This is a genomic window from Amphritea atlantica (genome assembly GCA_024397875.1).
In the GTDB taxonomy this organism is placed as follows: Bacteria; Pseudomonadota; Gammaproteobacteria; order Pseudomonadales; family Balneatricaceae; genus Amphritea; species Amphritea atlantica_B.
This window is the reverse complement of the sequence record CP073344.1, coordinates 3,443,489-3,458,190: the sequence shown is the minus strand read 5'-3', so window position 1 is coordinate 3,458,190 and position 14,702 is coordinate 3,443,489. Positions and strand designations below refer to the sequence as shown.

The window sequence follows — 14,702 nt, the reverse complement described above, 5'->3', positions numbered from 1 at the left end:
TTTCCTTAAATACCAGAAAACCGGGCGGTACTAGCTATCGCTCTGTTTGTTTCTTGCCATCCGGTATTGCATTTTACCCCTGCCAATTCCCAGTTGTTTTGCTGCAGCAGTGACTTTGCCATTATGTCGAATCAGAGCGGCGTCGATAATAGCCTGTTCTATATCGGCAAATGTCTCCCCCTGATCGAGGAGCTTATTGACTAATTCATTGGTATTATCAGCACCCTCAATGGGTTGCTCACTATTGGGCTTATCCTGCTGAAGTGGCTGGATTCTAAGGTCAGGCAGCTCCTCTGAGGTAAACAGATGGTGGATATCGATTGGCTCATTATCATTGGCCAGAATAACTGCTCGTTCTATAAAGTTCTCCAGCTCTCTGACATTGCCGGGCCAGTCATAGTGCCACAGAGCATCCAGTGCCTGTTGAGTGATTCCCCTGATCGATTTGTTACTTCGCTGAGTAAAGCGGGCAACGAACACATTGAGCAATAACGGAATATCATCTCTCCTGTCTCTTAGCGGTGGAATACGCACAGGAAAAACATTCAGGCGGTAGTACAAATCGGCCCTGAAACTCCCCTCTTTGACAGCCTGACGGAGGTCTTCATTAGTTGCAGTGACGACGCGTACATCAATATGTTTTGTTTCAGTGCCTCCGATTCTTTCAATTTCTCTTTCCTGTAAAACCCGTAATAATTTGCCTTGGGCATGAAACGGCAAACTACCAATTTCATCCAGGAACAGAGTGCCACCATTGGCTCGTTCAAAGCGTCCGGGGCGAGATGCAGTTGCGCCGGTAAAGGCTCCTTTTTCAACGCCGAACAGTTCTGATTCGATCAGATTATCGGGAATAGCGGCACAGTTAATTGATATGAACGGCTGCTGGGATCTGGGGCCAATTGCGTGCAGAGCACGGGAAAAACGCTCTTTACCGACACCACTTTCACCCAGAAATAGCACGGTTGTTTCTGTCTGAGCAACCCGTTTCAACAGGTAGATTACTGAGTTAAATGCGGCAGAGGCACCCACCAGTTCTTTATCTTCCACCGGAGGTGTAAAGGGAATATGGGTTTTGCTTTTTTGGGTACCGCTGCGGTTGGTGATTGGTGGATCTACAAAATCTTCTACCTGAAAGAACGCCAGATCCTCGAATGTATCCTCCCACTCATCTAAAGGCTTCATAATAGCCCGGCAATGCGAGTGACCCATGGCGATACATTCGGTTTCTCTGGCCAGTACAGGTTTACCGAAGATACCGGTGGCATAAGCTGAGGCATAACCCACGTTCATCCAGCAGGCCGATACAGCGCTTGATTCGAACTGATCAATATGAGATCGGGCTTCCCAGGAATTTAACCAGGTGAAGTCGCCGTAGAATTCCCCTTTCTCCTGATCAATATGGATCTCCATCGCATCACTGACAACATAACCCTCAAGCCCCCTCAAAGCGGGACCAAGCGTTACATTCAGATAGGGGTCATCGCCATACAGTGCTCTGACACGGTTGTAATCTTCGATCCCCTGTTGATAGCCCAGTCGCGTGAAGACTGATCTGGCTGTGGTCATCCCCAGTCTTTCTATGATCTCTTTTCTCAATTCGGAGAGGGAAAAGCCATGCATGAGTAGCATGCGCTGGTTAAACAGGGTGATATGCCCACTATCGGGAGAGAGCCGTAAGTGTTCAGTAAGCTTCTTTGCCGCTGTATGGCGTGCCGCGGATCTTTTCTGTTTTCTGGACATAGTGCTTCCGATGAGCTGATGATCTTCAATCAAAGCGATTCAACATTATTGTTATTGCATGATATCAATCAAATAGCTAATTCTCCGGTAAAGAGGGGTTGAATGAGATGCAGCAGAGTGGAAACTGGTTGAGTGATAAGTGCTCACAGAGTCTTGGAGCTGTTTACAGCGATAATATAGCGGGCGCAGATATTCAGATCTCAGACAGGAGATGTGATATTAAAACGGGCTTTAACTCACATTAAAGCCAGTTAGTGAACAGTGCAATAATGGCTATGAGGCCAGAGTCAGTTTAGTTTTATGCTCCTCTTCAATCAGTGCTTTCAGGGTTCTGCGAACCCGGACAGGGGCTGCATCGCTACTGATCAGAACCGGATCGAGGCTGAGAAAATCCGGAGTCTCCATTGCTTCTTCAACCGCATTCAGTATCGGACCATCCTCTAACTCAAATGCGGCATGCATATTCTGGATTTTGATCTGATTATATTCGGCATCCTCGACATGATGATTGCGTCGGGTGACAAAAAAGTAGTGGGTCGAGTTTTCGCTCTCGGGGGTACAGACGTGGAGATCGTACTGTGAGACCGACTCTTCGCTTTCAAAAGTGATCGGCTGGTTTCCCTGACTACAACCGATCGATAATTGAATATTGGCCGGTTTTGCCCAGGTCACCGTTACCCGATGGGAAGCTTCTTTGCCTGGCTCCGGTAAAAAATCGTTAAAAATCAGCATGGGTGGCGTCTGTTTCCACTCCCATGAGGCTGCAAGCTGGCCGGCATTCTCTTCCAGTTTAGGTATCTGTGGAGAAAGTTGGCCACGGGTAGTGATGATCTCTCCGTGTAGGTGATCTACATGGCTCAGATCCATGACATTATCGATAATGAGTTCGTAATGACAGGGCCATTTCATGTAGGTGTAAGCGATTGCATTGTCGTGACCTGTGTCCAGTGTCGTGTAATCAGGGAGCTGATTTTCGTCCGCAACTTCATCACCCATCCATATCCAGATAAACCCATGTTTTTCCATCAGGGGGAATGATGGGACTTTAGCTTTGGTGGGGATGCGCTTATTGCCATGGGGGTTGCTGGTGCAGTTTCCTTCTGAGTTGAACGCCAGGCCATGGTATGGACATACAACATCATTGCCACATTGTTTACCCATACTCAGTGGGGCAAAACGGTGCGGGCATCGATCAAGTAGTGCTACCGGAGTCCCATCCTCTTTGCGATAGAAAACAATTTTTGTATCCAGTAATACACGGGATAGCAAATCTTTATCAAGTTCAGTTGAAAGTGCAGCGACGTACCAGGTGTTTTTCAGATATGGAGTGTTCTGATCAGACATAGAGTCTCTCCTTTAAAAAATTATTTTTATTGTGAAAAGGTGCAATATATTTTTGAATGCAAAAACCGCTATGCGTTATTTACGTTCAGCATTGATAGCCTGGTATAGAATGCATGAACTGTTCCTTTTTGTGTAAGTGTTTGATTGCAAATAATAATCTTACTTAGGTAGGAAGTTGGTCAGATGTTTTTGATTGTAATCGTTCATTATTGATTGGGCTGCATTAGTGGATGCATCATTTCAATCATTATGAGCGTGTCGTATTGTCAATAAACGATTTATTCGTTATTGCCGTATGTAGCGTAATGAGCAGAACGCTTGCGCGGTATGTTTTTTGTTTATAAGGTAACGGGCTGGCTTGAGTGACTGAAAGGTTTGGGTATGCTGCTTCATAATCGCAATATTATACGTGTCATTAAGGATGGCCAGGTGGCCAACTGTATTATTCTGAAAATGTGTTATGACTACGCATTGGTTAAATATGAGGAGAAAGAGTATCGCATCCCTTATGCTGTTATCGATGAAGTGGTGGGACATGAGTTACTGATGAGTAATGAGTAGCGCCTTTCCTCACGCGATCAACGCCTAGGGTCATTAACTGCTGTAGATTATTAATATTTTAACTGACTGATCTTTAGGTCCCCTTTAATGGGCATTCTTGCAATCACATTTTAGCTTTATAGTGAGTCATCGGGATACGGCTCAGTCGTCCCTACAGGGGCAGCCAGTGTTGACCTAAGGTACAATTGGCGTCTTTATATTCTTTCTTTATACTTCTTCGATGAATCAAAATTGGACTAACAATCAAAGTTTTTGAATGCTCGATTCTGTATTCAACGTTGTAATTTGAATGAGAGCAATCTGTCTGTGTCAAAAAAAAAATTAGATGGAATCGGTGTCAAAGATCTGCTTGATAACATTCCGATTCCGGCCTTCATTATCGATAATGATCACGTTATCACCCATTGGAACGTTTCGCTCGAGATCGCTTCTGGATTGAGTAGTCGTGATGTCGTCGGTACTCAGGACCAGTGGCGGCCTTTTTATAAGAGTAAACGACCTACTATGGCAGACCTGATTGTCGACGGTGTGCAAACACCAGACCTTGATCAGTTCTACGCAGCTAAATATCACCCTTCCGATGTGCTTCAGGGCGCTATTATGGCGGAGGACTTCTTTCCTGATATTGGTAAAGGGGGCGAGTGGTTATCCTTTACAGCTTCTCCAATCAAAGACGCAAATGATGATCTTATTGGTGCTATCGAAACCCTGGTGGTGATAACAGATCGTAAGAAAGCTGAATTTGAGTTAACCGAGCGTGAGAAACGCTATCGTGAACTGAGTCAGGTTGATGACTTAACACAGCTGTATAACTCACGACATTTCTATAACGAGCTAGGAACAGAGCTGGAACGGTCGCGTCGTTATAAGCAGCCTCTGTCTCTTTGTATGCTCGATCTGGACTTTTTTAAGCGTCTGAACGATAACTTCGGGCATCCGTTTGGCGATCAGGTTCTGCGAAAATTAGGATTTTTAATCAAATTACATCTGCGTTCCGTAGATAGTGCATATCGCTATGGTGGTGAGGAGTTCGCTATCATAATGCCGCAAGTAGAGCTGCAGGATGCATTCACGGCAGTGGAACGGCTTCGGTTAGAATTATCAGAAGTGGTTTTCAGAACCGCCACGGGTCAGGTTGTTAATGTGAGCCTGAGTGCCGGGGTGGCGTACGCCGAGGGCAGTGATAGTACAGGATCTCTGGTTTCAAAAGCGGACAAGGCGCTCTATAAGGCTAAGCGCAGTGGCAGAAACCGTACCTGCTATTAGCGGGGAGCGTTCTTCAGGAATCATTCGTATTCGTTGATAGCTCAAAGGCCAGGATCAGGAACTGGCCTCCCCGAAGGGACTCGAACCCCTATCTAAGCCTTAGGAGGGGATTGTTATATAAAAGTAAAAATAATAAAATTCAATAAATACAACGCCTTAAGTGGCGTGTTTGTTTTAGTAGTATTAAAAATAGTATTTTTTTAGAGTCAGGATCATTGTAAAAAACAGATAATGGGTGGTAAGTACCGTGGATTCTTAATGAAACGGATATTTGAACAGCGGGCAGTGAAGGGTGTTGGATGGCGTCCCTGGCAGGAGTTGAACCTGCGACCTTTCGCTTAGGAGGCAAACGCTCTATCCAACTGAGCTACAGGGACACGTGGCGAGAGTGTGTCAAACCTTGGGGCCGTTGTCAAAGCCTTGTACTAGCTCATTACGCTTGTAAAAGGATTCGTAAGAGTCTGGCTTGGGGGCACTTCTGCGGGTGTCCGAGGAATGTGATTGTAATCACTTTCTTTCCGTTTTAAGCCTTCCCTCCGCTTGCTCAGAAAGCATTTTCATATACTGCGGGTCACGCTTCAGCAGCTTAAACATCGCAAGAATAATCGGGATCACGAGCAGATTCACTTCACTGAAGTAACCTCCAAAAGTTTTTAAGCCTCTCAGGGTTGCGGTGTAATACTCAGGTTCATGGCCGTTCAGTTTTGCTAACTGGATTAAACTCATAATATTAGCTGCACGCTTACCGCTGAGTAGGATCCCGCGAAAAGACAGTTTTACCAACCCAGTACCCTGCGGCGGATCAAATTCTCTACCCGATTGGTTGTCGGTTGGTATGGCCCCATCGTCCAGATAACGCGTTGTGCGGTTTAGTACTTCTGGCAGTAGTCAGTGCTTTTGCCGTCGCCGTGCCGTTCGGAGTCTTCTGTCCATGTCCTACATCCACTGATGCAGGACATCGGCGATGGGACGCGATCGAGCTTGACGCAGATGCCATTGGGTTTCAGGCGTTAGAGATCGGGCTTCTCGTTCGACCTCATAGAGCTGCTCTATATTCTCCACGGCTCGATCGGCGATCTGACTCTTGTTAGCGACATGATGGTCGACGAGCTTGCGTCGGGCGTGGGCTATGCAGTTGATATCCGTAATGTCTTTGGCGAAACCCTGCTTGCAGCCGCTGTAATTATCGATGATAGCTTTCAACGTGGTCGCATAGGCCCAGTTATAAGCCTTGTGGTGCCCAGTGCCAACGTCGGGACAGGGGGCTCATCGGTATCTAGATGTGATCTTTCACAAAATCCTCGCGCAGGGCATCGATCAGTGGTTGTAGCTGAACGTCGCGGGTTTTGATCTATTCGACTAGGTTTGAGCGGCGACCCTCCATACCGACACCGGCACGGAATCTTGATTCGAATTCGTTCTGCGCTATGATAGGTAGATGGCACTGGTAATGTTGGCAGCGGATCAAAGTAGGCTGGTCTGATGTTCCTGACGCCAAGTGTTGCGGATCCATTTGTAGACTAGGATAGTGTTGAGGGTGTTCGCAAGGACAATGCGCGCACGAAGATCCGGGTTACTGGCTGGCTGCAATGGTCCGATGGGATCAGCGGAGGCGTACGTACAAATGCTATAGATTCTCGCCCGAAATTATCCTATAAGGCGTCTGGCCTTATCATAGATTCAATCTGGACTCTCGAAATATTTAAGGCCGTTTCCGCTAATCTTCAGCAGTTCCCATTATTTTTAAACCTTCTGACGGATCAAGGTTTAATGCCCGGCAGTACTGCCAATATTCAAAAACATTCAGCTTTCGCTGCCTCGTTTCTATCTTGCTTACAAATTGAAAGGGTTCATCTATTAAGGCTGCCAGCTGGCGCGCAGTCAGCTTCTGCTCTTTACGTGCAGTAATTAGCCATTCAACAAGCGCTTTGTACTTCGGATGATGGACATGTTTTATCATTGTCATTGATATGGGGACGTGATACTTTGTCCCCGAATTGGGGACAAGTTTGGGTTGGATGCTTCCGAGGTGGAATAAAATGTTTTTTAGCTCTATAAGGCAAAAACCGAAAGAATTAGTCGATATCCAAGAGCTTATTATCGATCGAAATCCTTCGCATAGTGATCAACTTCCTACAGTATGCTTGGATTTAGATAACACGCTCTTATATGTTGTAAATAAAAGATCACACATGCGGAAAGGTGGACCTGCGAATATAAAACCTGAGTGGCTCGGAAGATGTATTGATGTTGCCATTGATGATCGTGATCCGACAATGCAGTTTTCCATTCTGGCTAGACCTGGTTCAATAGAGCTATTGGTTCAATTACATAGGTATGCAAACCCAGTAATTTATTCAAGTGTAACTGAAGAGTTTATTGAATCGTTATTGCTTACGTTGTCTATTGCACAGGGAGATCCTGATGCTGAAGACTATAGTGATAAACGTGCAGAAGGGGCAGGGGTCTGCATGGATTTGTATTCTTGGTCTAGAAAGCAGTGCATTCAAACACAGAAAGGTTATAAAAAATCACTTGGGCATTTTTGTGAGCACAATGATTTGGGTATAAATAACGTTTGGATGATTACTGCAAAACCAGAGTTGGTAGACATTACCAATCGGACGGTGGCAGTCCCACCTTACTATGGTGATCCTGATGATAGGGCTTTATTTAAGTTAATGGATGATATTTTCATTAATTGATATTGCAGCAAACGATCGTAAGCGGTCGATAAACCCCATCTAAAAACTTTGCGATTTGCCCGCTAACCTGCACTCTCACAATAATAGAGGGCAATTCCATGACGACTGAACAAAAACGCACCTTTTGGCAAAAGCACATCGATGGCTGGCAGCAGAGCGGACTTTCTCAGCCAGAGTACTGCAAACAACATGATCTGAAACTCGCCAATTTCGGCTACTGGCGCACCCGCCTGAGCAAACCCAAGCGGAGCAATAAATTCATCCCGGTCGATCTGGGGCCAAACGTCCAGGCCAGGGTGTCATTGCCCAACGGCGTCCGCCTGGAAGTACCTATTCATGCCCTGGCTGATGTGCTGCCGTTGCTGAATCGAGTAGCACGGGAGGACCTCTGATGCTTCGCCCCTCTGACAGCATACAGGTCTACCTGTACGCTGAGCCCGTGGATATGCGTAAATCCATCGATGGCTTATCCGTACTGGTTGAGCAGGAAATGACGCTGTCTCCCAGCATGGAAGCCCTGTTTGTGTTCTGCAATCGCGGTCGCGATAAAATCAAGCTGCTGTGCTGGGAGCGCAACGGCTTTATTGTCTGGTACAAGCGACTGGAGAAACAGCGTTTCCGCTGGCCCAAGTCTGATGACACGCTCAGCCTTACCGGTCAGGAGCTGAACTGGTTATTGGATGGCTTCGATATTTTTAACAATCGTCCCCATCAATCCCTGTATTTTGACTCGGTCAGCTGACCGTTCAGTGTTAAAATCCGCGCTATGAGCGCGGCAAACAAACAGCTTCCAAACGACCCGGAGGCCCTCAAACGGATCATTGAGCAGCAGGCGAATCGTATCGCCGCGCTTGAAGAATCCCTGCGCCTGCAAAAACTCAAGAAGTTTGGTGCCAGCAGCGAAAAGTCTCCCGACCAGCAGGAGATGTTCAATGAAGCTGAACTGTCTATGGTGGTTGAGGAATACCTTACCGAAAGTGAGGCGGAGCAAGCACAAACTGAACTCAAAACACCGAAGGCTAAACCTGGCCGCAAACCGCTGCCAGCAGGCCTACCACGCGTACGCATCGAACATGATCTATCCGAGCTTGAAAAACAGTGCCCCTGCGGTCATGAGCGCACCGAGATCGGAGAAACCACAAGCGAGCAACTGGACATTATCCCGGCGCAGATCCGGGTGCTGGTCAACGTACGTAAAAAGTACGCCTGTCCTACCTGTGAAGACGGCGTCCAAACGGCGCTACTGCCGCCGCAACCCATTCCCAAAAGCAACGCCAGCCCTGGATTATTAGCTCACATTGTGACCGCCAAATACCAGGATGCACTGCCGCTGTATCGCCAAGAGGCGATACTGAACCGTTCCGGTATCGAGATACCCCGCAACACTCTGGCCAGCTGGATGATCAAGGCGGGTGAACTGACCCAGCCGCTACTTAACTTGTTGGAAGACAGCATGCTGGCTTATCCGGTACTGCATTGCGATGAAACCAGCGTGCAGGTCCTGAAGGAGCCCGATAAAGACGCCGCCAGCAAATCCTATATGTGGGTGCGGGTCGGCGGGCCACCCACGCAACCGGTACGGCTCTTTCATTATGCGGACAGCCGTAGGGGTGAGGTCGCCAGTCAATTACTGGCGGGGTATGAAGGCTACCTGCAAACCGACGACTACGCCGGCTACAATGCCGTGGGCGCGAACGGAGTCATCACGCAATTAGGGTGCTGGGCGCACGCCCGTCGTAAGTTTATCGAAGCGCAGAAAGCGACTGCCGGCAAAAATAAAAAAGCGGGCAAGGCCGATATGGCCGTCAGCTTGATTGGCAAACTGTACGCCATCGAGAAAAAGATCAAAGCCGAAAGTACGGAGGTCCGGTATCAAGTCCGCCAACAGGAGGCTGTGCCGCAGCTTCAGAAGATCCGGACCTGGCTGGATAATACCTTGCACAGCACGTTACCCAAGGGGTTACTCGGCAAAGCGCTGTCATATCTGGATAAAAACTGGGATAAGCTCACCGTTTACACGGAAGACGGCCGTCTGGCCATTGATAATAATCCGGCGGAAAATGCGATCCGCCCCTTCGTGGTTGGCCGTAAAAACTGGCTCTTCAGCGCCACGGTGCCGGGGGCTAAATCCAGCGCCAACCTCTACAGTCTGATCGAAACGGCGAAAGCCAATCAGCTGGAGCCTTACCAATACCTCCGCTATATCTTTGAGCAGCTGCCTAAAGCGAAGCGCATCGATCAAATCGAGGTACTGCTACCCTGGAATGTGACTTTGCAAGACGCTGTTAACTGACCGCTTACAAACGATCCAGGTTCAGATTTCAAAAGAGTGGACTATTCGAAGGCTGTGATCCTTTATTACCCTATGGCTTAATCTACACCGAAGGTGTGTCTATGCATTCTGCGTAGAATGCTAGTCATGCTTATGGAGAAAATATCTATTGTCAGGCCCGGTATGCTAGCTGGAAAATAGCGAGGTGAGGTTAAGCCGGGACGCATTCGTGGATCCAGTATGCGCATTGCTCATTGATGGAATTAAACCTCATAAATAATTGTGAGTTTTTTTAGTAGATCAATGCCTAATAGATAATCTGAATGCTAAAATTTAGGAGCATCCCATTCAGACTCATCATCTTCTTCAAATTCAAGCAAAGTGATTAAGGTCATTCTTCGGTTGTACTCCCTGTTAAATATAGAGCTATAGGACAGCATACCACCTTGATTCCCGGAGGAATCAATCAACTCATTGAGTAGACAGGTATCCAAATGTTCGGGGAATTTATTCGTATCATCATAGGTTATCAATGGGGGCAGTACCTCTAGCGAGTTGATATAAAGAGGAAAACTCCTACTTTTGACTGGGGTCCACATCTTTCCATCTTTATGGATGACTAATGCGGTCCTATCATAGGACGAATTAACAAGCCTTCTAGCTGTCGCTTCAAGTGAGGTAGAACATTTGTTAGCAACTTCCTCAACAAGGCTCCAGGTAATATCATTACGTCTCACAATAGGAATGATGTAAGACGACGGCAAGAGTAGTGATGAGGCAAAATTGTTAGCCTCTCTTTCATACTTTAATGTGTTTTGATTTTTACAATTAATATCGGATTCTGTGCATTCGAAGCTTGAGTTTTTGCCGGTTTGAATGTGTAAAATTACATGACCAATCTCATGAGCTGAAGTAAAAAGTTTTCTACCATTATTACTTATATTCTTGTTTACAATTATTTTTGTTTCTTTTGTACCACCAATAGAAATGCCACATATATTCTGACTTGTAAAATCAACTTCACTATATGTAACAGGATGTTTAGCAGTAGAAATACTGTCACAAACACTAATTGGGCATACAGGCAAGTCAAGTGCAAAGTCTTCAAATAACGATTCAGCTTCAACCTCAGCTTTGTTAGGCATTTTTTTTATCCTTCATACTATTGATGATTTCCAATATCAGCTTTTGATCTCGCTCCTCTAGACTTTTTAGATCTCCAAATTTCCTAAAAAAAGCCTGAGCCTCTTCATTTACTTCTTCTGATGGTGGGGATTCATCGCCTGTTAGCTCGCCAACTGATACCTTTAGGGCATCTGCAATTTTTCGAGTAACAGTCATAGATGGGATTCTACCGCCTTGCTCAATTTTGCTTATTGCTGCGCTGGTTACCCCTGACTGTCTTGCCAACTCCGACTGCGACCATGAAATAGAGGTTCTTAAATCCTTTATTTTCTGTGCAATGTAGTTTGCTTTGTTCATTGTATTATCCCTACAACTAGAGTTTAAGATGATCTTAAACTTGGGTTTACAAGCTTGTTATTTTACGTTAAATTATAACAACTGGATCAGGAATCCTCAAACTCTTGTTTCAGGTCTTTGTTCTAACTGAATATAAGGAATTTAAAATGAGCGGTAATAACCATAGCGGTCAGGGTAAGCCTGACAATCCAGGCCAAGGGCATGGGAAGCCTGAAAATCCAGGTCATGGCCATGGACATGGCCGACCTGACGTCCCACCTCAGCCACCTCAGCGGCCAGTAGGATAGAAAATGACTTGGTACATCGATAACCCTTCTGTATTTGAAGATGAGATTGAATCGCTTAATCAACATGCTTTTGACTACGAAATTGATGAACCTATGAAAAGCCAAGGACGGCTGATTATACTGGTGAAGTACGTGGCTGAAGGTGAGGTACTTAATTTAAGATGCGAGTATCCACCTAACTACCCGTATTTCTCAGTAAAAGTCTCTTGTGAGAATTTTCCTCCAGGTAGGCATTTGCATCCTGTTGATAAAGGATTATGCCTCTTTGCTGATGAACAGTCTAAATGGCACCCATCAGATAAACTAGCAACTACTATCGCTCAACAAATCCCCAAGATTCTTGAAATACACAATAATCCCACAACGATGTCTGATGAAGAAATAGACGAGGGCTATCAGATTAGTGGGCAAATGATATATGAACCAAATTCTGTGATATTTGTAGAGGATGTTGAATTACCTTGCGATGAAATCTCAGGATTAGCCACTTTAGGAGTAAATCAAAGCATTAAGCCCAGTCAAACCATTCCAGCAATTAGAGGGTTATTGTCATTAGACAAATCACCTAAAAAAGCAAACGAAGCTCAATCAGGTCATTCAATAGAGAAATTTTTCCCCAAAAAGTTGAGTATCCGATGGCTGAATCTTGAAAAAACACCAAGTGTTGCAACAGCAGATGAATTATTAGAATTTGCAGTCAGTAAGCTTCCAGCACTGAAAACACCGAATTATGGCAGCCATGGCGTTGACATCATTGCTCTTGCTTTTCCGGAAGAAACTTCTCGCGATAAAGTAGAAACAAACTGGGCATTCATTGTCAGAAGAAGAATCAAAAAAACCAAGAAAAAATATGAGTTATTGACTAGTTTGGTACGTGCTGACTTTTACACGAAAAACAACCTTAACTCTCGTGTGCCAAGACTTAATGGGATTGATGGCAAATCAGTTTTACTAATTGGTGTTGGAGCGATCGGGTCTCAAGTCGCACTTCAACTGGCTAGAGCCGGAATAAAGAAGCTGACAGTCATAGATTGCGACATACTACAAGCTGGTAATTTATCAAGATGGGTGCCAGCATTCGAATTTATTGGTTTCCACAAAGCGGAAGCAATAAGGAAATTGATATTTAGAGCTTTTCCTTATGTCGAATGTCATCCGGTAAATATGAAAATTGGCGTCACACCCTACGTTAATACATCAGAGCATGAAAAAATTGATAGTCATGACTTCTTAGTAGATATGATAAAGGATGCTGATATTGTGGTCGATTGCGCGGCAGAAACAAATGTCAGCCTTTATTTGTCAGAAGTATGTGCAAGACTAAATAAGTCATATATGTGGGCAACAGCGACTGATGGAGCCTGGGGTGGCATTGTGGGAAAACAGTCTTCAGAAAATAAACGAGACGTTTGGAAAAAGTTTTCGTATAAAATACATGCTAATGAAATAAAATCGCCCCCTGGAGAAAAGAATGCCGAAGTACAACCTAAGGGGTGCTTCAGCCCTACCTTTACAGGTACAGGGTTTGATTTAGATAATATTTCGTTGATGGCATCTAGAGTTTGCATATCTATGCTCTTAGCTGATGAGTCGAATGCTTATCCAGAGTTCGAATGGGATGTTGCAGTTCTTAATCTTTGGGACGAGAAGACAAATCTTCCTTTAGCGCCAAATTGGATAACATACAACATTTAAATAATGGAATATTCCCCGAATAAGTTGTGGCTACCTAAAGAACTCCATGACGAAATTATAAGTGAAATTGAACACTGGCATCCTTATGAAACAGGCGGTGTTCTTATGGGATATACTGGATCTAATGGTGATGTTGTTGTTACCTACCTTATACCTTGTGGAGAAAATTCAGTTCACAAAAGAATGAGTTTTGAGCCGGATCAAGAGTTTCAATTACAAAAAATATCAAAAATTTATACAGAATCATCTGGTAACATCACATATCTTGGTGATTGGCATTCACATCCAAAGTCAACATCCGAACTAAGCTCTGCTGACAAACGAACCTTAACGAAAGTAGCTCTAACTAAAGCATCAAAATGCCCTTATCCTGTTATGATGATATTTGCTGAAATACCATCAAGATGGACGGTCAATGTAGTTAGGTTTGTAAAAGGTCGACGTTCAATTTGGCCTTTCTCATATTGTAATTATGAAAAAATTGACTGTGTCATCGATTGAATATTTATGCCCGATTAACAGTCAATGATATGACCTGAAGGTTTGGCGGAGCTTGGAAGCAGAAAGCTTCCCAAATCCAATTGGCACTTTCTACTCAGTTTATCTGAATCTACTATTACTGCCCTGATTCGATTTCGATCTTGTAGCCTTGGCGTCTAAAGTCCTCATAAACCTGCCACTCCTCCGGGCTGACACCCTGCCTTAGCTCAATCAGGGCTTTGACTGGTAGACTTATTTCATCGCCCAAGCCTTGGGTGGTATAGCAGGTGTTTTTCGTAATGAATATCTTATCGTCGGTCTGGTCTATTACTAACGAGCTGCACACCCAGGACCCCGGCTTAAGTCCTCGTGAATCAGTTTCGATAATACCCCAGAGTACCCGGTTTTTGGGAGGCGGCGCATCGGTAAAAGAAATAAGGTACCACCCTCGCAGGGTAGTTTCATTCATGCTCATTGGGATTCCTATACAGTGTAAGCAGATTTTGTAGTGTGGACATGTAATGCTCAGTTGAGGTGAATAGATTTCCACTAATTATCCATTGTTGGAACTCCATGCTGTGTTCTTTGCACATAAGCATTGCGTCTTGTTCCCTTGACCAACACGAGCAGGCCAGTTTTAGGGGCCTGGGCGGATATGTGCTTAGGGTTTTCAAATAGACTTTCTCCAACCGTATCCGAATAGTGCTCATCTTCGTGTTCATCACTAAGGGTGGTGCGTTCCAGAGAATTACCGCAGGTCGGACATCGGGGCTGAAGCATATTCTGAGCCTTCTTTTATGAAAGTTAGACTGTAGACCGAGGGTAAACAGAATCAATGAGATGGTTTTCCATCCCCTTTTCTCTCTCTCT

Annotated in this window: 16 protein-coding genes and 1 tRNA gene; 8 read left to right on the top strand and 9 right to left on the bottom strand. The window is 45.2% G+C overall.

The genetic code is table 11. From position 1 onward, the window contains the following. Window positions 1-30: 30 nt before the first annotated feature. The gene (locus tag KDX31_15990) at window positions 31-1,740 is read right to left on the bottom strand and encodes a sigma-54-dependent Fis family transcriptional regulator (protein UTW02827.1); all 1,710 of its coding nucleotides are present in this window, start codon (window positions 1,738-1,740) and stop codon (window positions 31-33) included. Between the two features lie 273 nt (window positions 1,741-2,013). After that, window positions 2,014-3,084, bottom strand: a complete 1,071-nt coding sequence (locus KDX31_15985) for an aromatic ring-hydroxylating dioxygenase subunit alpha (protein UTW02826.1) — start codon at window positions 3,082-3,084, stop codon at window positions 2,014-2,016. 381 nt (window positions 3,085-3,465) lie between these two features. Here KDX31_15985 and KDX31_15980 point away from each other — a divergent pair, with 381 nt between their 5' ends. Together KDX31_15980 and KDX31_15975 are read left to right on the top strand one after the other, a co-directional pair. Then, window positions 3,466-3,645 (top strand): hypothetical protein, encoded by a 180-nt coding sequence (locus tag KDX31_15980; protein UTW02825.1) that lies wholly within the window; start codon window positions 3,466-3,468, stop codon window positions 3,643-3,645. A 306-nt stretch (window positions 3,646-3,951) separates the two neighbouring features. Next, window positions 3,952-4,911 (top strand): diguanylate cyclase, encoded by a 960-nt coding sequence (locus KDX31_15975; protein ID UTW02824.1) that lies wholly within the window; start codon window positions 3,952-3,954, stop codon window positions 4,909-4,911. Between the two features lie 300 nt (window positions 4,912-5,211). On the opposite strand, the gene KDX31_15970 is transcribed toward KDX31_15975, so the two are convergent. The 4 genes from KDX31_15970 to KDX31_15955 all read right to left on the bottom strand — a co-directional run bounded on the left by KDX31_15970 (window position 5,212) and on the right by KDX31_15955 (window position 6,877). Beyond that, window positions 5,212-5,288, bottom strand: a tRNA-Arg gene (locus tag KDX31_15970). Window positions 5,289-5,418: 130 nt separating this feature from the next. Then, on the bottom strand, window positions 5,419-5,694 hold the full coding sequence (locus KDX31_15965) for a hypothetical protein (GenBank protein ID UTW02823.1): 276 nt from the start codon (window positions 5,692-5,694) through the stop codon (window positions 5,419-5,421). Between the two features lie 153 nt (window positions 5,695-5,847). Continuing rightward, on the bottom strand, window positions 5,848-6,114 hold the full coding sequence (locus tag KDX31_15960; protein UTW02822.1) for a transposase: 267 nt from the start codon (window positions 6,112-6,114) through the stop codon (window positions 5,848-5,850). A 514-nt stretch (window positions 6,115-6,628) separates the two neighbouring features. Continuing rightward, entirely contained in the window at window positions 6,629-6,877 is a 249-nt protein-coding gene (locus KDX31_15955; GenBank protein ID UTW02821.1) for a helix-turn-helix transcriptional regulator, read from the bottom strand. Window positions 6,878-6,950: 73 nt separating this feature from the next. Between KDX31_15955 and KDX31_15950 the strand changes: the two genes are divergently transcribed. The 4 genes from KDX31_15950 (at window position 6,951) to KDX31_15935 (ending at window position 9,909) form a co-directional block, all read left to right on the top strand. Further along, window positions 6,951-7,616, top strand: a complete 666-nt coding sequence (locus KDX31_15950; GenBank protein UTW02820.1) for a hypothetical protein — start codon at window positions 6,951-6,953, stop codon at window positions 7,614-7,616. 98 nt (window positions 7,617-7,714) lie between these two features. Beyond that, window positions 7,715-8,008 (top strand): hypothetical protein, encoded by a 294-nt coding sequence (locus KDX31_15945; GenBank protein ID UTW02819.1) that lies wholly within the window; start codon window positions 7,715-7,717, stop codon window positions 8,006-8,008. After that, a complete protein-coding gene (tnpB, locus tag KDX31_15940) occupies window positions 8,008-8,358 on the top strand; it encodes an IS66 family insertion sequence element accessory protein TnpB (protein ID UTW02818.1) in 351 nt (116 codons plus the stop codon). The genes KDX31_15945 and tnpB overlap by 1 nt, the downstream gene beginning before the upstream one ends. A gap of 24 nt (window positions 8,359-8,382) precedes the next feature. Continuing rightward, window positions 8,383-9,909, top strand: coding sequence for an IS66 family transposase (locus KDX31_15935; protein UTW02817.1), 1,527 nt, complete (start codon window positions 8,383-8,385; stop codon window positions 9,907-9,909). 305 nt (window positions 9,910-10,214) lie between these two features. Here the strand turns inward: KDX31_15935 and KDX31_15930 are convergent, their stop codons facing one another. Continuing rightward, window positions 10,215-11,033: an ImmA/IrrE family metallo-endopeptidase gene (locus tag KDX31_15930; protein ID UTW02816.1), complete on the bottom strand. Its 819-nt coding sequence runs from the start codon at window positions 11,031-11,033 to the stop codon at window positions 10,215-10,217. Next, window positions 11,026-11,370, bottom strand: a complete 345-nt coding sequence (locus KDX31_15925; GenBank protein UTW02815.1) for a helix-turn-helix transcriptional regulator — start codon at window positions 11,368-11,370, stop codon at window positions 11,026-11,028. The genes KDX31_15930 and KDX31_15925 overlap by 8 nt, the downstream gene beginning before the upstream one ends. A 290-nt stretch (window positions 11,371-11,660) precedes the next feature. Between KDX31_15925 and KDX31_15920 the strand changes: the two genes are divergently transcribed. Both KDX31_15920 and KDX31_15915 read left to right on the top strand, forming a co-directional pair. Then, a complete protein-coding gene (locus KDX31_15920; protein ID UTW02814.1) occupies window positions 11,661-13,352 on the top strand; it encodes a ThiF family adenylyltransferase in 1,692 nt (563 codons plus the stop codon). Window positions 13,353-13,355: 3 nt separating this feature from the next. Then, entirely contained in the window at window positions 13,356-13,853 is a 498-nt protein-coding gene (locus KDX31_15915) for a Mov34/MPN/PAD-1 family protein (protein UTW02813.1), read from the top strand. 115 nt (window positions 13,854-13,968) lie between these two features. Here KDX31_15915 and KDX31_15910 read toward each other — a convergent pair whose 3' ends face one another. Further along, a complete protein-coding gene (locus KDX31_15910; GenBank protein UTW02812.1) occupies window positions 13,969-14,307 on the bottom strand; it encodes a hypothetical protein in 339 nt (112 codons plus the stop codon). Window positions 14,308-14,702: the final 395 nt, after the last annotated feature.

Coding starts and splice junctions, on each gene's coding strand:
- KDX31_15920 (UTW02814.1), top strand. CDS start 11,661: ATGACTTGGTACATCGATAACCCTTCTGTATTTGAAGATGAGATTGAA.
- tnpB (UTW02818.1), top strand. CDS start 8,008: ATGCTTCGCCCCTCTGACAGCATACAGGTCTACCTGTACGCTGAGCCC.
- KDX31_15955 (UTW02821.1), bottom strand. CDS start 6,877: ATGACAATGATAAAACATGTCCATCATCCGAAGTACAAAGCGCTTGTT.
- KDX31_15930 (UTW02816.1), bottom strand. CDS start 11,033: ATGCCTAACAAAGCTGAGGTTGAAGCTGAATCGTTATTTGAAGACTTT.
- KDX31_15935 (UTW02817.1), top strand. CDS start 8,383: ATGAGCGCGGCAAACAAACAGCTTCCAAACGACCCGGAGGCCCTCAAA.
- KDX31_15980 (UTW02825.1), top strand. CDS start 3,466: ATGCTGCTTCATAATCGCAATATTATACGTGTCATTAAGGATGGCCAG.
- KDX31_15950 (UTW02820.1), top strand. CDS start 6,951: ATGTTTTTTAGCTCTATAAGGCAAAAACCGAAAGAATTAGTCGATATC.
- KDX31_15910 (UTW02812.1), bottom strand. CDS start 14,307: ATGAGCATGAATGAAACTACCCTGCGAGGGTGGTACCTTATTTCTTTT.
- KDX31_15925 (UTW02815.1), bottom strand. CDS start 11,370: ATGAACAAAGCAAACTACATTGCACAGAAAATAAAGGATTTAAGAACC.
- KDX31_15915 (UTW02813.1), top strand. CDS start 13,356: ATGGAATATTCCCCGAATAAGTTGTGGCTACCTAAAGAACTCCATGAC.
- KDX31_15990 (UTW02827.1), bottom strand. CDS start 1,740: ATGTCCAGAAAACAGAAAAGATCCGCGGCACGCCATACAGCGGCAAAG.
- KDX31_15985 (UTW02826.1), bottom strand. CDS start 3,084: ATGTCTGATCAGAACACTCCATATCTGAAAAACACCTGGTACGTCGCT.
- KDX31_15945 (UTW02819.1), top strand. CDS start 7,715: ATGACGACTGAACAAAAACGCACCTTTTGGCAAAAGCACATCGATGGC.